The sequence below is a fragment of the Brucella tritici genome, from assembly GCF_902825325.1.
Lineage (GTDB): Bacteria > Pseudomonadota > Alphaproteobacteria > Rhizobiales > Rhizobiaceae > Brucella.
In genome coordinates this window covers 48,847-65,709 of sequence record NZ_CADEAR010000015.1, presented here as the reverse complement: position 1 = coordinate 65,709, position 16,863 = coordinate 48,847, and the positions used below count along the sequence as shown (strand labels likewise).

The following is a 16,863-nucleotide window of genomic DNA, read 5'->3' as shown; positions in this document are numbered from 1 at the left end:
TCACTCCTTTCGCCAGACGTAGCTATTCACGTAACTGGTATAGCTAAGCAGAATGCGCAGCACCTTTTGCGAGACATTGTCTACGTTATAATCGGTCACCAGACGCATCAATCGCGTCTCTCCTGCGGGCTGACGTTCCAGAATGGCCAGTCCCTGAAGAATCCGCTCCAGCACAAGGCCGACCATCATGACGGCTCCTTCTTCCATGCCTTCCGGACGTTCATGCGCTTCACGCAGGTTGAGCGCCCGAAGATTGAGAAGAGAAGCTTCCTCGGTAATGGTGCCGCTGTCAGACAAAACAGCCTTCGCATTTATCTGCAGCCAGACATAGTCCAAAAAGCCAAGGGGCTTTAATAGACGTACATTGGTCGAAAATTCGAGTTGCAATTCATCGATACGCTTGCGCGTACGCGGATGAGTTGAAACGATAACTGTGCGCTCAAGCGCCAAGTGGTTCAGAATTTCCGCTAATCGAGCCAACTGGCGCGGGTTGTCGACATTTTCCTCGCGATGCGCGCTGACCAAATAAAAGTCACCCGCTTCCACATCCATATCCTGTAAGACCGTCGAAGCTTCTATCTGTGTGCGGTAATAGCTGAGTACCTCACCTAGTGGACTCCCTGTCTTGATGACGCGGTCAGGTGCCATCCCCTCGCGCAGAAGATACTCGCGCGCTATATCGCTATAAGTGAGGTTAACATCCGAGATGTGATCGACAATCTTGCGATTTATTTCCTCCGGGACCCTCTGATCAAAACTACGATTGCCCGCCTCCATATGGAAAATCGGAATCTTTCTCCGTTTCGCCGCAATAGCTGCCAGAGCGCTGTTTGTATCACCTAGGATCAGTACGGCTTCCGGCGCCTCTGCTTCCAACAACGGATCAATCGCAGTGATAACTTGACCGATCGTCGCCGCTGGTGTTTCGCGAGCCGCCTCAAGAAAATGATCTGGTCGTCGAACTTGTAGCTGTCGAAAGAAAACGTCATTCAACTCATAGTCATAATTCTGACCGGTATGCACGACTCTATGATCGCAGAATTCATCGAGCAGCGGAATAACACGTGAGAGGCGTATGATCTCTGGTCTAGTACCGAGGATCGTCATCACCTTGAGCTTCTTCATCGCCTTCACTTCTTGCCTTCGCGAAGAGGCTTGTAATGCTGAACGTAGTCGAAATGCATATCGGCGATCAGCTTCTCCCAAGCAGGAGGTTGATAATTCAATAGGTGGCGAATGCGATCTGAATTCAGGGAACGGTCCAGACGAGGATGCATACTGCGGGAGATATCAACTTTATGGCCATATACGGACGCAATCAGACGAAGCAGACGGTCCTTGTCGATCGGCGCAGCACTCAAATGATATAGGCCCTGCAACTCATCACGTGGCAAGACATAGTGTTCGATCAAACGAGCGATTTCGATCGTCGGAAATCCGGAAAAGACTACCCCCGCATAACCCGAAACAGTCGAGTTCGTATGAAGGAACCAGTCTACGAGACTTAAATGATTGGCTAATTCATGTCCGATCAGAGATGTTCGTAAAGTCAAATGCCTGCCGTAATTCACCTCTCCAAGATGTTTGGACCGGCCATATAGATCATCCGCATCAGCACGATCAGCTTCTCGATAGTTCCCAGAGTCACCTGCGAATACACAATCAGTCGAAAAATGAACCAATCGCGCACTATGAGCGTCGCACCAGCTTGCCAACTGATGGGGCAACAAGGCATTGATCGCGACTGTCTCTTCGACATTCAAAGATGCCTCTCGCTGCTTGATCAGTCCCACGCAATTCAAGATAACGTCTGGCCTAATCGAATTGAGCGCAGCCAATAGTCTTGTTTTATCAAGAACGTTGACATGCCCATGCAGAGTTGCCGGATGCACATCCGGCAACATATTTGCATCACCGCGTAGCGTGCCATGGACTTTGTAACCTGCGCTCAGACTCAGGCTACGCAAAAGTGTATAGCCGAGCATACCGTTGGCGCCCAAAATAAGCACCTTGGTCATGCAGCATCATCCACGGCTTGAAACTCACCTTTTAAGGCCTTGCGAACCACACTCAACTCCAGAAGAAGTGATTTGGCTTCCTCAACACTAAGTTGATCCGTGTTATCAGAGCTGTAGTCATCGGCCCGAGTAATCTCCGAGTGCCCCTCTTCGAAGAACTTCGCGTAATTCAAATCCCGGTTATCAGGTGGAATGCGATAGTAGCCGCCAAGGTCTTCTGCCAAGGCCATTTCTTCCCGGCTCAAAAGCGCTTCACTACGTTTCTCGCCATGACGCGTTCCAATAATCTTGATGGGATAGTTCGGTACATTTAACAGTTCGCACAATGCTCGAGCCAGCGTAGCCAACGACGCCGCTGGCGCCTTCTGCACATATATGTCCCCGTTCGAACCATTCGTAAACGCAAACATGACAAGTTCAACGGCTTCCTCAAGCGTCATCATGAAACGCGTCATGCTCGGATCTGTCAGCGTCAGAGGTATCCGCTGCCGGATCTGGTCTATAAAAAGGGGAATAACCGAACCCCGCGATCCCATCACGTTCCCGTAACGCGTTGTGCAGATCGTCGTTCCCGAACCGCCTAGCTCTCTCGCTTTGGCGTTAGCGACCTTCTCCATCAACGCTTTGGAGATACCCATCGCACTTACAGGATAAACTGCTTTGTCCGTACTAAGGCAGACCACGCGGCGAACATTGCAGGCCTGTGCAGCGTTGATCATGCACTCGGTGCCCAACACATTTGTACGCACAGCTTCCATCGGATAAAACTCACAGGATGGAACCTGCTTGAGAGCGGCCGCATGGAAGACATAGTCCACACCACGCAGCGCACCTGCCAAACTGTTATAATCTCGAACATCGCCCAAATAAAACTTCAACTTCGGACTAGCGTATCGAAGCCTCATGTCGTGTTGTTTTTTTTCATCACGACTAAAAATTCGGATTTCACTTAGATCACTGTCAAGAAAGCGGTCCAGTACCGCATTTCCGAATGACCCGGTTCCCCCCGTTATTAGCAAACACTTGTCTACCAACATCCCCGCACCAATCTTATCGAGTTTGCACTTACAACTAAGAATCACTACTCCCGCCAACTCTGTTGCATAGATTGAGCTCTGGGAGCAATAATTCTATGAACATTCTTGAGAAGCAGAGTGGGCGCAGTGATCGTATCTGGTATGCTTGGCCTGCCCCTCAAACCATTGCGCAGAACAAAGAAGCTCCGCCTAGAATCAGCCGACCATCGACGCGAGTTTTCCAAGAGGTGGCAGAAAGTGCAACCCGACAGGCCGCATTTTCGCCGCTGATAAAGGCATCAAATCACCTACCTCAACATCCGTTTTGATCAGAGGGAGTTACAACACGGAAAAAGAGGTGGCAGTCGAAATATTTAACAGACATTCTGTCAGTGCCGAGGGTAGAAATACTTCTGACAACATGAAGATTGCAGATCATCTCTGGTAGCTCTGCCCTATCAGCTTGCGATAAATGCGAGCACCTTGTCAGCCTGCATACTCGTGAATGAATTATACCCGAGAATAGAGCCTTTCGCCAGTTGCGCGAGATATGACATGTCGCTGGGAACTACGCAGGCCACCGATAAACTGACTCAACTTAAGGCCACGACATTGATCGGATTGCGAGAATGGGCACACATCAGCCATGCCCATTGAACACCAGTCAAGAACAAGAAAATATCTGGACCGACTGCACAGTCCCCATTACCTAGCGTAGCTAATAGATAAAATAGGGGCAGGGATTCTTTGCAGAAGAACAGCGATATCGAAGCGCTGCGGGGTTACGCTATAGCGATCACTTTTGTAGCTCATTTGGATGGCCTATTTATAACTTGGAAGCCCGCACTTTCCACATTTTGGCTTGGAGGAGGCGTCGATCTTTTTTTTAGTATTTCCGGATTTCTAATAACGGCGGGTTTGATGCGATCAATCGATTCGCGGACGAGGTTTTCCGTCTACGCGCCAAAATTCTGGCTGCGACGTATATTTCGAATATGGCCCGCAGCTATATTCTGGTCAACGTGCTATATGATCGTCGCAATTGTATTCATACGTTCCGAAGATCGGAATTATCAAAGTATAATTCTGAACAATTGGTTTTATTCTTTGATAAATGTACAGAATTTCTACATATATTATTGCGTTAATTTTGAAACACTCACGTGCAAACCAACAGCCATTTGGCATTACTGGAGCCTTTCACTGGAAGAACAGTTTTATATATTTATACCTATCTTAATTCTTATCACCCCCAATCGTAGAATACTTATTCTGCCTTTGCTCGCTTTAGCTATCTGGCAGAGCTGTACCATTCGGCCGTGGGGACAGTTATTGTGGTTTATCAGAACAGATGCCCTGCTTTACGGAGTAGCGGTGGCTCTGACCATCCATTTTTACGCCGAAAAAATAAATATATTGAGGTCCGCTGTGCCCAGGCGGGCATGGCAAGCACTATTGGGAACGGCAATCGTGGCATTAATCGCGGTGTCCCAACCGTCCATAATGCCTCATTATATGGGGCTAGTCGCGATCGTTGCTGGCTCAATAGTCTTTCTCGCCGCCGGGAATCAGAACCTGCTTACCTGCAGATCTTCGTTTAGAAGCTTTGCAGAATATATTGGAAGCAGATCCTATTCTTTATATTTGGTACATATGCCAGTTATAGCTTTGGTACGTCACTTCCTGATTGAAGATGGCCTAATTCTTAGTGAGGGCCAAAGGTTCGATCAAATTCTCGGGCTTTTATTTGTCATCGCGATTTCGTTGGGATTGTCGGAGTTTTCATATCAGATTATTGAAAATCCACTTCGCAGATATGGGAGAATGCTATCCGAAAAATGGCCTGCTACGGCAGCCAAGGTGCTTAGTTCCAACATGTGACGACCTGACTTGCGTGCGAATAATTTCGGCGTTTTAAAGCGCGGTGCTTAAAACGGCTTAGTGTAATTGTAAGCTCTAAAAAACCTCCGCCAGCGAACTCGCATCGACGGCAGCCGCACCAAGTTGAGGTGCTTCGATTGCCCGGCACTTGACCCGCAACCGCTCGACCAGCTCGGCTATCGCTGGTTTCTCCACGCTGCCGCCCCGCAGACCGCCATGCGAGAATGCTTCCGGTCGGCGATAGTGGCGTTGGCATAGGCAGCCATATCAAACAGAAGCCCTGGCTCTCGCGATCTTCGGTCCGAGAACCAACACCGTTGCGCACCGTATCGCGCCGATCACGGACATTCACCTGCCTTCTCCAAATACACTGATGACAACGTTACCATCGCATGTTATAGGGCAAAAATACAAATGGTAACGTTATCATTGATTGGAGGACATCAGTTGATAGCAATCCAGCTGCAGATTTTCGAGCGAGATCCGGTCGGTCACACTACATCAGGCTTCAGATATCGCGTTCAAGCCCTTTCTTTCATCGTGAAGGGAGAACAGTCGGGGCGGGCCCACAATGCCTAGCCTGAATTTCCGCCCTATCTGGCGTTATGAGGACGCCCTGATCGAAGGCGTCTATACAACGCTTTTTCTGGCGATTGTCGCGGCGATCATCGGACTGCTGATTGGCATATGTGGTGCTATTCTCATGCGAAGCGGGCCGCGCCCCGTCAAACTTCTCCTGCGCGGCTATATCGAGATCATCCGCAACACGCCTGTTCTCATTCAGATATTCATCATCTTCTTCGTCCTGCCTAACTTCGGACTGAAGCTTGATCCACTCGCAGCAGCCTCCATTGCACTTGGACTTTATTTCGGAGCCTATGCGACCGAGATCATTCGTTCGGGTATAGATTCCATTCCGTCAAGCCAGACCGAAGCTGGTATGTGTCTGGGGCTGACGAGATTTCAGGTGCTGAAACATGTCATCCTGCCCCCTGCCCTTCGCAATATCTACCCGTCAATCACCAGCCAGTTCATCCTTCTGCTGTTAGGAACGTCCATCGCCTCACAGGTTTCGGCAAACGAACTCTTTCACGTTGCCGGTGTCATCGATAGCCGTACCTATCGAAGCTTTGAAGTCTATGCCCTCATCTGCGCCATCTATGTGGCCCTGTCGCTGTCTTTCAAAATGATCTTCGCGATCCTTGGAAGCCTGTTCTTTCGCTGGCCGGTAAGACGTTAGGGGGAACATAATGCGCAGCTTCAATCTTCAAGATCTCCTCGCGTTGCTGGAAGCACTGAAATGGACGGTGGCGCTCGTTGCCGTTGCACTCGCACTCGGCGGACCGCTCGCACTTGGTCTTTCACTCATGCGGACGGGCAAGGCCTCTGTTCCGCGTTTCGTCTCCACCGCTTTTCTGGAAATCGTACAGGGAATTCCGCTTCTCGGATTGCTGATGTTCTTCTATTTCGGCATCCCGGTTTTCCTCGGATTTGATGTACCCGCCCTGGCGGCGGTCGGTATCGCTTATGCGATATACACGGCAGCATTTCTGGGCGATATCTGGCGCGGCGGCATACAGGCTATCAAGCATGCACAGTGGGAGGCTGCCGCCTGCCTCGGTATTACGCGCTGGCAGCAATTCCGCTATGTGATCGCACCTCAAGCCTTTCGTATCGCCCTGCCTGCGACTGTGGGTTTCCTCGTACAGCTTATCAAAAACACGTCACTGGCTTCGGTTGTGGGTTTTGTCGAGCTGGCCAGAGCCGGACAGATCGCAAGTGCGGGAACCTTCCAGCCCCTTCTCATCTACTCGGTCGTGGCGGCAATTTATTTTGCCATCTGCTTTCCGCTCACTTCATGGTCCAGAAAATTGGAGGCCAGACTTAATGGCGCTCGTTGAAATCAGAGATGTCCGCAAGAAATTCAGCGAGCTCGAGGTCTTGAAAGGCATATCGCTCGATATTTCCCAGGGAGAAATCGTCACCATCATCGGCAAAAGTGGTTCCGGCAAAAGTACGCTCTTGCGATGCATCAACGCGCTGGAACATATCGATGAAGGCGAAATCCGCATTGACGGGCAACGCATGGCGACCGACATGCCCAATCTGCGCCAGATGCGGCAGAAGGTTGGAATAGTGTTTCAGGCATTCAATCTTTTTCCGCATATGACGATTGAACGCAATGTCACTCTGGCGCCTGTCCTGACCGGCAAGACCGATGGGAAGGCAGCCCGGGCGCTGGCTCTCGACGTACTGCAACGGGTGGGGCTTGCGGATAAAATCGACGCCTATCCCGAACAAATGTCCGGTGGACAACAGCAGCGTGCTGCAATTGCACGCTGTCTTGCCATGTCACCACAACTGATGCTGTTCGATGAAGTGACATCCGCACTAGACCCCGAGCTCGTCGGCGAAGTGCTCAAAGTCATGGAAGATATGGCACGACAGGGGATGACGATGGTGCTTGTCACCCACGAGATGGGTTTCGCCCGCAATGTCGCAACCAAGCTTGTCTTCATGCATCAGGGGCGTGTCTGGGAGCAGGGAGCGCCCAGGGACCTTTTTGAAAATCCGCAAACACCGGAACTGCGAAGCTTTATCGGCGCGAGTGCCTGAACGGCATCGTTCGAAAAGAACAATCGACAAATGGGAGAAAAAAATGAAGAAATTGCGCGCTATCTCAATCGTTACGACCGTGGTGGCCGGACTGATGTCTGTCGTGCCATCTGCCATGGCTGACAAGCTTGAAGACATTACATCCAGCGGAAAAATCCGTATCGGTGTTCTTCTTGACGCCGCCCCATGGGGGTTCAAGGGAGCCGATGGCAAGGATACGGGTCTCGACGTCGCGCTTGCCGAATTGATGGCAAAGGACCTCAACGCCGATCTTGAACTGGTGCCGCTGACCGGCCAAAGCCGGATTCCTAGCCTTTTGGCGGACAAGATCGACGTCATGATCGCGGCAACGGGCGCCACGCCCGAGCGTGCGCAGCAGGTTATGTTCTCCCAGCCATATGCTGCGGTGAATCTTGGCGTTTACGGCGCCAAGGGAACAGCCCGCACTGAAAATGTGGCCGACCTCGCAGACAAGCAGGTTGCCGTGGCGAAAGGGTCCACGCTTGACGTCTGGCTTACGGATAATGCACCCGACGTGAAGGTGGTGCGCTTCGAGGATACACCTGCCGCCATTGCTGCCTACCTTGCCGGACAAGTGGAAATGTTTGCCGAGAACAGCGCCATTTCGGTTAAAGTAAGCGAAGACAATCCCGACAAGGCAACGGATCTTGTCTTCCTCATTCGCCAGTCCCCCGCGCATGTGGCCGTCAAGCAAGGCGAGCAAAACCTGCTCAACTGGGTGAATACGTTCATCTTCTACAACAAGCTTAGTGGCAAGCTTGGCGAGCTGCAGGAAGAATTCTTCAAAGAAAAGCAGGACCTGCCAAACATGTAATTGCGGACAGTTTCCATGTGACTACCGGGTCGGATTTTATTTCGGCCCGGTAAATCTTCTACCCGGTTCTTTTTCGCCCCGAGGCAGATTGCCATTAGGCGATTACGTTATTTCCAACGATGCGGAGTCGCGGGCTCCGGCAACAGGCAAACAGATGCACACAGGACTGTTTCATTCGATCGATTTTTCCAGCAACGGCAAGTTTGTCGATTATCTCGGAATGCCGTTCTCGATCGACCGTTCACCCTATTACCACATCAAAATTCCGATCTGTCGCATCAAGAATGGAGACGGTCCGCGTGTCCTTCTAATGGCGGGCAATCACGGCGACGAATATGAGGGCGAAATTTGCCTGTCGCGACTGATCCGCCTGATAAAACCCGAAGATATCCGCGGCGAACTGACGATTTTGCCGTTCGCCAATGTTCCAGCTGTTATGGCTGCACGCCGCCGTTCGCCATTTGACGATGGAAATCTCAACCGCGCTTTTCCAGGCGATGCGTCCGGTTCGCCGACACAACGTCTGGCGCATTTTCTTGAACATGATCTCTTTCCGCGACATGACGTCATCTTCGATCTGCATTCGGGCGGGACATCAATGGCGCATCTGCTGACGGGCCTGATTGAGGAAATTGACGATCCTGTCCGCTTTGCCCGCGCCCAGGAACTGTTGAAAGCCATGGGGCTACCCTTCGCCTTCATCGCCCGCAACGGCGCTGAAGCACCGACATCCATGGCTGCAGCCACGCGTGCAGGCGCAATCGGTGTTAGCGGAGAGTTTGGCGGCGGTGGCACGGTCACGCCGGATTCGATGTCCGGAACCGCGCTGGCAATCAACAATCTGCTTCAGGCAACAGGTCTTTGCGATTGCACTTTTCTTCCGACTGTAAGGAAGACGGAAAGCACGCAATTGCTGCAACTGAACGCACACGATCAAGCCATATATGCCACGCGGCGCGGCTGGTTCGAACCGGCAGTCGATATCGGCGCCGATGTGCAAGCAGGCGACCTGGCTGGTTGGTATCACGATTTTCAGCGGATCAATGAAGCAGAGGAAGCCCTTCATTTCCAAACGTCCGGCATCGTCATCTCGCGCCGCCTGCATACCGATTGCGAAGCAGGAGACTGCCTCATTCAGGTCGCCAGGAAGATCGACTAGATCTACATGCCCGCCAGGTTGTAGTGCTTGAAAACGAGAAACCCGGCTATTCTTTTAATACATTGTCGGAATAGTGGTGTAGCAGGGCGCCAACATGATCGGAGAGCGATAGATGAAATCGCGGGCAGGCAGCAACATGGAACCGACATTCGACAACGTCTTGCGCGTCACCGGCGGCTCCGACAATGGTGGTGATGAACGGGCGCCTGTATCCATCGAGGATGTGGCACGACGGGCAAATGTTGCGCCCATTACCGTTTCCAGAGCGATCCGCACGCCCGCAAAAGTGAGCCTTGAGAAGCGCGAGCGGATACAAAACGCTATCGAGGTTATGGGTTACCGACCGGACTCTATCGCAAGCGCATTACGTTCGGGACGAACGAACATTGTTCTTGGTTTTGTTTCCAATATCTTCAGCCAGCAATTTGCAATCGCAACACGCGGATGCGCGCAGGTTCTGGAGCAGTCGGGCTTCCAGTTCCTGATTGGTGAGACCGCCTACTCCTATAAGCGGGAATCCGCGATCATCAGCGATCTGCAACAGCTCAAGCCTGCGGCGGTCTTTTTCAGCGGTGTTATCGAGCTGGAGGAAAACCGGGAGCGTCTGCGCAAGCTCAGTATCCCTATCATGGAAAGCTGGGCCTATCCGCGTGATCCTATCGATCTTCTGGTCGGAATTTCCAATACGGATGGCGGCGCCATGGCTGCCCGCCATCTCGCGGAACGCGGCTATCGGCGTGTGGCGTTTATCGGCCGTGGTGGCGGGCGCGGCGCGTTGCGCTATGAGGGCTTTGCTGCGGAATGCAACCGGTTGGGATTGACGATCGAACGAAAAATCATTTGCACGGAAGTCCACGGGATCGAGGACGGACGCCGCGCATTCGCGGAACTGCGGCCCCATAAGAAGGATATCGAGGCGGTTTTCTGCGCCAACGATCTGATTGCGTCGGGCATTTTCCTTGCGGCGCGCGATGCGGGTCTGCGCATTCCCGACGAGTTTGCACTGATCGGTTTTGGCGACAATGATCTGGCGGCAGCGGTCACACCGGGCATAACCACCATCGGCTTCGACAGCGAAGCATTGGGACGACATGCAGGCAATATGCTACTGGCAAGCCTCCGAGGCGAAGCGCTGGATCGCAAGGTGCGTTGTATGGACCTGTCGATCATTCTGCGCGGCAGCACCTGACGAGTTGGCTAAACACAGGACGGGAGCGTCAATCAACCGTAACGGACCGACACTCCCGAACGTCGTCCGTCAAGCCTCAAAGAGCCGCAACGGCAGTCATTTCCACCCGCAAATCCGGGTCGGCAAGCCGTGCTTCCACGCAAGCGCGCGCCGGCGGATTTTCGGGATCGATCCAGGCGTCATAGACCGAGTTCATCGCATCAAAATCGACGATTGCAGGCAGAAAGACATTAACTGCGAGAAGCTTTGAACGGTCCGTGCCCGCTTCCTTCAACAACGCATCGATCTTGCCAAGCACATCACGGGTCTGTTCTTCAATACCGGCTTTCCGGTCGTTCGCGACCTGTCCGGCAATGTGAACGAGCCCGCCATAGCTGACTGCCTGGCTCATTCGTGAACCCTTCTGATAGCGCATGATCATACTTTGCATTCCTTGTCTTGGTTTGGGGAGTGTTTGGGCATCAGCCGAAACAGGTGGGATAAGCGTTGATCACGGTCGCTGTTTCATCGAGACCGTAGATCAGCGAATGCCGGTCAAGGCAGGTGCACGGATGCGAAATACCGAATTCGATAACGTCACCAATGGTGACATCGGCGTCCGCCGCACATTGGATGAATGCGTGCTGGTCGTTCAGTTTGAGCACCGTCGCATCGGCAAATGCACCGTGTTTTTGACCGTTGCGAAAGAGTGAGAGCGCCTTCGGCAAGTCCTGATCGATAGCTACATCGCGCATACCGAAACCGCAGATCACCGTCCCCGGTTCCGGTCGCGAAAGCACCTCCGCCCAAAGCCGCAAAGCCGGTCGAAATGCGTTGGAAGCTTGTTCCTCACCAAATCCCTGACGCGCATCGAGCTGCTCGATGCCGCGCTCGTAGACACCGTGATCATGAAAGAAAACCGCACCGCTGCGCAGCATGATCGTAAGGTTGCCATCGACCTCCAGCAAGGGAGCCCACGCCGCCACCACGCGGTCGAAGAACAGCGAACCGCCAGCTGTCAGAAGCAAAGGCCGCAGCAAGCCGATACGGTCGCGGATGAACCGGTAAACCGCCGTTGCCTCGGACAGGAGCGCATCGATACGTGCAAGCGTTTCAACGGGATCCGGAACACCCGCAGCGCCTTCATAGGCAGCCACACCGGCGAGCGTAATATTGGCGCGTTCACCGGACAGGATCGTTTCCACAACAGACTGTGCGGTTGCGGGACTACGGGCTCCTGCCCGCGCGACGCCCAGTTCAACGAGCAATCCCAGTTTCGGCAAGTCCGCCCGCTCGTGCCATTCAGCAAGAAGACTGTTCGCCAATGCAACCGAATCCACAAACACATACATCTCGGCATCGGGATACTGCGCCAGCAGTCGGGCCAGTCGGCGGGCTGCATGGGAGCCGCCAATTTCATTCCCAAGAATGAGCTTTCTGAATCCGGCCCTCAGCAACACGGCGGCCTGCCGCATGTCGGCAACTGTTACGCCCCATGCGCCCTTATCAATAAGCCGCTTTGCAAGAACCGGCGACATCGGCGTTTTGGCATGCGGAGCGATCTCCACGGCTTGCGATTTCGCATAGGCCAGCATCGCCGTTGCATTGGCCTCAAAAGCCGCCTCATCGAGCGACATCAATGGCAAGGCCATTTCGCCATCGAAGGGTTTCCAGCCATAGTTTCCGATATCCCTGAGAAACACCGGCGCATGGCCGGTCGGAAAACCACGCACGCGGTCATCAATATCGGTGTCGCTATCGGTATCGTGAAAACGAAGATCAGACATGGTTCATTCCTGGTTCAAACCTGTTCGGTCCAACGCCAATCGGTAGGTTTGGTTTGCTGTTTGAAAGAAAAGCGCGCTTTGTTCCGAAGGGCTGCATTCGGCAACGATGTTACGGAAAGCTCCATAAAGCTCGGGGAATGACGCATACAAACCGGCGACGGGAAAATCGCTGGCGAACATGGAGCGTTCGACACCGAAACATGCTATGCAATGCTCAATGACATCTTTCAGACTATCTATGCTCCAATGCGGGTCATAAGCGACCGGATTGGAAATCTTGATGCGCAGGTTTTCCGCTTTTCCGAGTCTGCGCAGACCGTCACGCCAGAGCGACATCCCTTCAGGGGTTCTGTCCGCCGGACTGCCGCAATGATTGAGCACGAACATGGTGTCCGGAAAATCATGCAGAAGGCGCTCGGCTTCCGCCATCTGCCAGGGAAAGAGCATCAGATCAAACACAAGGTCATGACGGGCAAGAGCGGTCAGCCCCGCACGCCATTGCGAATTGCTCATAAGTCCTTTGCGAGCGACAAAGCTCTTCGCCGGGTCCGGATGCCAGCTGACGATATCGCGAATGCCGACGACACGGCTGTTCCGGTTCGCTTCTGCCAGCAGGCGCGCTGCGTCAGGGTGGTCGAGCGGAACGCGGGCAATATAATGCCGGGCGATATTGTGGGATTTGGCCAGACTATCCAGCCAAACGGTTTCTTCGGTTAGAAAGCGGTGATCCCAGCCCGCTTCAACATGGATGGAAGCGACGATGTTCTGCCCCTGAACGTCTGCCAGATAGTCATCCGGCATGTAATTGCGCAGGATTCCCATACCATTGCCGGAAGCTGCCTCCTGTCCGGGTGTATGCAGGAGCCATGGATGGCGCTGCATTTCCAGATTCCACAGATGATGATGCGGGTCGATGACCGGCCCGGTATAAAGACGCGTCATCGACGCGCCTCCCGCCCGGAAATCATCAGCAATCCGAGAATGAGCGAACCGAACAGGATAGAGCGCAGGCCCGGCGATGCGTTGACCATCGTGATGAGCGCAGTTGTCGTCACGAGAAGAATGGCCCCAGGAATTGTTCCGGCGTAGGTGCCGCGCCCGCCGAGAATCGAGGTACCGCCAAGCACCACCGCCGCAATCGACAAAAGAACATATGGCTCACCAATGCCGACATAACCTTGACGGTTCATACCGAGAAGCACGATGCCAGCAAGCCCGGCAAAGAGTGCCGACAGCGCGTAGAGTGCGACCGTATTGCGGTTGACATTGACCCCGGACAACCGGGTCGCGACAGGGTTGGCACCCAGCGCCAGAAAGCGCGCACCCGTTGGTGTCTTATGAAGCAGAACCAACACAACAGCAGTCACCACCACCCACAGAATGATACTGGCCGGGATACCGAAGGGGCGAGCCGAACCCAGGAAAATTGCAGTCGCATTATTCACGGATACCGCGCTGCCGCCTGCCACGATAACCAGCAGGCCCTGAAGGAAGGTTGCCATGGCCAGTGTCATGATGATGGGCGGCACGCGCAGCCACGCCGCGCCAATTCCATTCACCGCTCCGATGATCGCCGCGATAGCCAGAACCATGACGACGCCAAGCAAGCCCGTCGGGTCCCAGTCAGGCGAGATTACCGGAAGCAGGATAGCCGTCACGGTCATGACTGCGCCGACCGAAAGATCGATACCCCCTACAATGATGACCAGCGTTTGACCGGCAGCTACGATGCCGATAATTGCCGCCAGTTCCAGAAGATAGCGCAGATGACCGTAAGCCCCGAAGCCACGCAGCGTCAGACTGGCCACAAGCCAGACCAACGCAACCAGAAGCAACGTCAGGAAAGGCGGGCTTTGCAACATGCGACGCCCGGACAGCAAGATTGAACTCATGACTTCCTCCATTTGCCCGCAAACTCCGGCAAAGCCACCGCACCAACGATAATCAGTCCTTGAGCGATATATTGCGCCACAGGAGGAAAACCTAAGAAAAACATAACGTTAATCATCACGGAAAGAAGAAGGCTGCCGCAAATGGCACCGCGCATCGTGCCTTTTCCACCAAGGAAGCCGACACCGCCCAGTACTGCTGCCGCAATGGAATTGAGGGTGAAGGGCGTGCCTATAACCGGATCGCCCGATCCCGTTTGCGCGGCTACGAACAGCCCCGCACAGGTTGCCAGGACGCCCGACAAGGCAAAGGAGATGACCTTGACCTTTTCAACCGGGATGCCGGACCGATAGGCTCCGGTCGGGTTTTCACCGGCGGCATAGATGCCAAGCCCCATCGGGGTGGCCAGAAACAGTTTCCAACCCAGTACGACGAGTACCAGAATTATGAAGGCGGAAGGCGAGTGGCCTGCCAGAAAATCGGAGAGCCAGTCTGGAATGAAACCGCCCGGTCTCGGTAGAATAAGCAAGGCTATTCCGGTGATGATGAAGGAACCCGCCAGCGTTACGATAATGGCCGGGAGGCGCATGAACGCAACGATGGAACCGGTCAGCGCACCGATGACAAAGCCGCTGAGGATAACGGCAACAACACCGCCGAAAACACCGAAGGCGCTACCCATTGTCGTGGCAGCAATGACTGCCCCCAAGCTCACCAGCGGCCCAATAGCAAGCGTTATGCCGCCGTTCAGCATCAGCAACGCCTGTGCCATGGTCACCAGCGCCAGCGGAAACCAGTTTTGCGTAAACTTGGAAAAGCCGCCTACGCTCAGAATTCCTGGGAAAAGCCAGGCATAGAGCAGAACAAAAATACCGACGACGACATAAAGCCCGGTCAGCCCCCTGTTTCGGCTGCGTTGAACGGAGATATAGAGGTTTCCTGCCGTACCCTGTTGCATCAGGCTGCCTTTCTCGACGATTTAAGGCCCATGGCAGCCCCTACAATTGCCTCTTCCGACAGGTCCCCGTGTTCCAGTGTCGCGACCATGCGGCCTTCGCGGAAAACCATGACGCGGTCGCACAGATGCACAAGCTCCGGTGTGTCGGAACTCAACAGGACGACGAGCTTGCCTTCGTCGGCAAACCGGCGCAGCATCAGGTAGATTTCCCGCTTCGTTTCGATATCGACGCCGCGGGTCGGATCGTTCAGCAACAGAATGGTCGGCTCCAGCGGAAGCCATTTGGCGAGCGCAACCTTTTGCTGATTGCCACCAGACAGCGCCTGGACCGGGCGTCCGGTGTCTCCCTTGATCGTCAGGCGTTCAGCGAGCTTGGCAACGACGCCCTGCTCGTTTGCGGCATCACGCAAACCGCGGCGTGTATATCGATCAAGCGATGGCAAAAGCAGATTTGATGCAATGGAATGCGGCAGAACAAGCCCTTCCCTCTTCCGATCCGCCGGAACATAGGCCAGGCCTGCAGAGTTTGCGGCACCGACCGATTTGAACAAGCCACTATTTCCGCAAAGTACCGCTTCACTGACTGTAGTCGGCAACGCGCCATAGAGACCCAGCAGAAAATCTTCCTGCCCTTGCCCTACCAGACCGCCGATACCGATGATTTCACCTGCATTCGCATCCATATCGACGTCCTGCACCATGCCCGCATTCATGCCGCGAATATGAAGCAGTCTTTTGTCCGTGGTGCTGGTTCGCCATGCCGGGAAAAGATCACCGGCATCGCGCCCGACCATCAGCCGAACCAGCTCTTCAGGATCGGCATTCGACAAAGACTGGTCCGCCGTCACGACACCGTCTTTCAGCACCGTGACGTGAGAACAGAGCGAACGGATTTCGTTGAGCCTGTGAGAGATATAGAGCAGCGCAACGCCCTCATCCCGCAATTTGAGGACCAGCGACGACAACACGCCCGCCTCATGTGCGGACAGCGATGATGTCGGCTCATCAAGGATGAGCACTCGCGGCTTGCGGAAGAGCGCCTTGGCGATCTCGACCATCTGCCTGCGTCCGAGCGACAGCAGGCCCACAGGCGTTTCGAGTGGCTCGGTCAAGCCGACACGTTCGCAGACTGCCAGTGCTTCCTGATGAAGGGTCTTGTAGTCGATCAGTCCGAACCGGCGTGGATAGGCACCGAGCCCGATATTCTCGGCAATCGACAATTCCGGCGTCAGACTAAGTTCCTGCTGGATGACAGCAATGCCAGCCTTGCGTGCTTGCGCCGGGTTCAATCTGGAAAGTGCAGCACCCTCCAGAACAATGTTTCCATTGTCCGGCGACAAGGCGCCGGACAACAGATTGATAAGTGTGGACTTGCCCGCACCGTTTTCTCCAAGCAGAGCGTGCACGCGACCCGGCCGCAAGGCGATACTAACGCCCTTGAGCACAGGGTTACCGAAGAACCCCTTGAACACGTTGCGCGCTTCGAGCACCGGAGCCGGCGCGTCCACGACAGGCCTAGACGAAACCTGCATGAC

16 protein-coding genes are annotated in these 16,863 nt (G+C 54.0%); 7 read left to right on the top strand and 9 right to left on the bottom strand.

Annotation, left to right across the window (positions count from 1 at the left end; genetic code table 11):
* Genes wecB through HWX93_RS18695 form a run of 3 tightly spaced genes read right to left on the bottom strand, consistent with a single transcriptional unit; the run spans nt 1 to nt 3,055 of the window.
* Nucleotides 1–1,125, bottom strand: a complete 1,125-nt coding sequence (gene wecB / locus HWX93_RS18705) for a non-hydrolyzing UDP-N-acetylglucosamine 2-epimerase (RefSeq protein WP_176038289.1) — start codon at nt 1,123–1,125, stop codon at nt 1–3.
* 5 nt (nt 1,126–1,130) lie between these two features.
* Nucleotides 1,131–2,018, bottom strand: coding sequence for a dTDP-4-dehydrorhamnose reductase family protein (locus HWX93_RS18700; RefSeq protein ID WP_176038288.1), 888 nt, complete (start codon nt 2,016–2,018; stop codon nt 1,131–1,133).
* Nucleotides 2,015–3,055 carry a polysaccharide biosynthesis protein gene (locus HWX93_RS18695; RefSeq protein WP_176038287.1) on the bottom strand — a complete coding sequence of 347 codons (1,041 nt, stop codon included), beginning with the start codon at nt 3,053–3,055 and terminating at the stop codon, nt 2,015–2,017. Before HWX93_RS18695 ends, HWX93_RS18700 begins: the two co-directional genes overlap by 4 nt.
* A 726-nt stretch (nt 3,056–3,781) precedes the next feature.
* Here HWX93_RS18695 and HWX93_RS18690 point away from each other — a divergent pair.
* The 7 genes from HWX93_RS18690 (at nt 3,782) to HWX93_RS18660 (ending at nt 10,714) form a co-directional block, all read left to right on the top strand.
* The gene (locus HWX93_RS18690; protein WP_176038286.1) at nt 3,782–4,915 is read left to right on the top strand and encodes an acyltransferase family protein; all 1,134 of its coding nucleotides are present in this window, start codon (nt 3,782–3,784) and stop codon (nt 4,913–4,915) included.
* 571 nt (nt 4,916–5,486) lie between these two features.
* Nucleotides 5,487–6,155 (top strand): amino acid ABC transporter permease, encoded by a 669-nt coding sequence (locus tag HWX93_RS18685; protein WP_176038285.1) that lies wholly within the window; start codon nt 5,487–5,489, stop codon nt 6,153–6,155.
* 10 nt (nt 6,156–6,165) lie between these two features.
* Complete coding sequence (locus HWX93_RS18680) at nt 6,166–6,816, top strand: amino acid ABC transporter permease (RefSeq protein ID WP_176038284.1); 651 nt, start codon at nt 6,166–6,168, stop codon at nt 6,814–6,816.
* Nucleotides 6,803–7,531: an amino acid ABC transporter ATP-binding protein gene (locus HWX93_RS18675; protein ID WP_176038283.1), complete on the top strand. Its 729-nt coding sequence runs from the start codon at nt 6,803–6,805 to the stop codon at nt 7,529–7,531. Before HWX93_RS18680 ends, HWX93_RS18675 begins: the two co-directional genes overlap by 14 nt.
* 43 nt (nt 7,532–7,574) lie before the next feature.
* Complete coding sequence (locus tag HWX93_RS18670; protein WP_176038282.1) at nt 7,575–8,366, top strand: transporter substrate-binding domain-containing protein; 792 nt, start codon at nt 7,575–7,577, stop codon at nt 8,364–8,366.
* 154 nt (nt 8,367–8,520) lie between these two features.
* A complete protein-coding gene (locus tag HWX93_RS18665) occupies nt 8,521–9,525 on the top strand; it encodes a succinylglutamate desuccinylase/aspartoacylase domain-containing protein (protein WP_176038281.1) in 1,005 nt (334 codons plus the stop codon).
* Between the two features lie 112 nt (nt 9,526–9,637).
* Nucleotides 9,638–10,714, top strand: coding sequence for a LacI family DNA-binding transcriptional regulator (locus tag HWX93_RS18660; RefSeq protein ID WP_176038280.1), 1,077 nt, complete (start codon nt 9,638–9,640; stop codon nt 10,712–10,714).
* A gap of 76 nt (nt 10,715–10,790) precedes the next feature.
* On the opposite strand, the gene HWX93_RS18655 is transcribed toward HWX93_RS18660, so the two are convergent.
* The 6 genes from HWX93_RS18655 to HWX93_RS18630 are packed head-to-tail and all read right to left on the bottom strand — an operon-like array spanning nt 10,791 to nt 16,860.
* On the bottom strand, nt 10,791–11,135 hold the full coding sequence (locus HWX93_RS18655) for a RidA family protein (RefSeq protein WP_176038303.1): 345 nt from the start codon (nt 11,133–11,135) through the stop codon (nt 10,791–10,793).
* Between the two features lie 40 nt (nt 11,136–11,175).
* Nucleotides 11,176–12,480: an alanine racemase gene (locus HWX93_RS18650; protein WP_176038279.1), complete on the bottom strand. Its 1,305-nt coding sequence runs from the start codon at nt 12,478–12,480 to the stop codon at nt 11,176–11,178.
* A gap of 3 nt (nt 12,481–12,483) precedes the next feature.
* Entirely contained in the window at nt 12,484–13,422 is a 939-nt protein-coding gene (locus tag HWX93_RS18645; protein ID WP_176038278.1) for an amidohydrolase family protein, read from the bottom strand.
* A complete protein-coding gene (locus HWX93_RS18640) occupies nt 13,419–14,372 on the bottom strand; it encodes an ABC transporter permease (RefSeq protein WP_176038277.1) in 954 nt (317 codons plus the stop codon). The genes HWX93_RS18645 and HWX93_RS18640 overlap by 4 nt, the downstream gene beginning before the upstream one ends.
* Nucleotides 14,369–15,328: an ABC transporter permease gene (locus HWX93_RS18635; protein ID WP_176038276.1), complete on the bottom strand. Its 960-nt coding sequence runs from the start codon at nt 15,326–15,328 to the stop codon at nt 14,369–14,371. The genes HWX93_RS18640 and HWX93_RS18635 overlap by 4 nt, the downstream gene beginning before the upstream one ends.
* Nucleotides 15,328–16,860 carry a sugar ABC transporter ATP-binding protein gene (locus HWX93_RS18630; protein WP_176038275.1) on the bottom strand — a complete coding sequence of 511 codons (1,533 nt, stop codon included), beginning with the start codon at nt 16,858–16,860 and terminating at the stop codon, nt 15,328–15,330. Before HWX93_RS18630 ends, HWX93_RS18635 begins: the two co-directional genes overlap by 1 nt.
* Nucleotides 16,861–16,863 lie beyond the last annotated feature (3 nt).

What these genes read in the sequence shown, in the direction of transcription:
- wecB (WP_176038289.1), bottom strand. Translation starts at nt 1,125, where the DNA reads ATGAAGAAGCTCAAGGTGATGACGATCCTCGGTACTAGACCAGAGATC.
- HWX93_RS18700 (WP_176038288.1), bottom strand. Translation starts at nt 2,018, where the DNA reads ATGACCAAGGTGCTTATTTTGGGCGCCAACGGTATGCTCGGCTATACA.
- HWX93_RS18695 (WP_176038287.1), bottom strand. Translation starts at nt 3,055, where the DNA reads ATGTTGGTAGACAAGTGTTTGCTAATAACGGGGGGAACCGGGTCATTC.
- HWX93_RS18685 (WP_176038285.1), top strand. Translation starts at nt 5,487, where the DNA reads ATGCCTAGCCTGAATTTCCGCCCTATCTGGCGTTATGAGGACGCCCTG.
- HWX93_RS18680 (WP_176038284.1), top strand. Translation starts at nt 6,166, where the DNA reads ATGCGCAGCTTCAATCTTCAAGATCTCCTCGCGTTGCTGGAAGCACTG.
- HWX93_RS18675 (WP_176038283.1), top strand. Translation starts at nt 6,803, where the DNA reads ATGGCGCTCGTTGAAATCAGAGATGTCCGCAAGAAATTCAGCGAGCTC.
- HWX93_RS18670 (WP_176038282.1), top strand. Translation starts at nt 7,575, where the DNA reads ATGAAGAAATTGCGCGCTATCTCAATCGTTACGACCGTGGTGGCCGGA.
- HWX93_RS18665 (WP_176038281.1), top strand. Translation starts at nt 8,521, where the DNA reads ATGCACACAGGACTGTTTCATTCGATCGATTTTTCCAGCAACGGCAAG.
- HWX93_RS18660 (WP_176038280.1), top strand. Translation starts at nt 9,638, where the DNA reads ATGAAATCGCGGGCAGGCAGCAACATGGAACCGACATTCGACAACGTC.
- HWX93_RS18655 (WP_176038303.1), bottom strand. Translation starts at nt 11,135, where the DNA reads ATGATCATGCGCTATCAGAAGGGTTCACGAATGAGCCAGGCAGTCAGC.
- HWX93_RS18650 (WP_176038279.1), bottom strand. Translation starts at nt 12,480, where the DNA reads ATGTCTGATCTTCGTTTTCACGATACCGATAGCGACACCGATATTGAT.
- HWX93_RS18645 (WP_176038278.1), bottom strand. Translation starts at nt 13,422, where the DNA reads ATGACGCGTCTTTATACCGGGCCGGTCATCGACCCGCATCATCATCTG.
- HWX93_RS18640 (WP_176038277.1), bottom strand. Translation starts at nt 14,372, where the DNA reads ATGAGTTCAATCTTGCTGTCCGGGCGTCGCATGTTGCAAAGCCCGCCT.
- HWX93_RS18635 (WP_176038276.1), bottom strand. Translation starts at nt 15,328, where the DNA reads ATGCAACAGGGTACGGCAGGAAACCTCTATATCTCCGTTCAACGCAGC.
- HWX93_RS18630 (WP_176038275.1), bottom strand. Translation starts at nt 16,860, where the DNA reads ATGCAGGTTTCGTCTAGGCCTGTCGTGGACGCGCCGGCTCCGGTGCTC.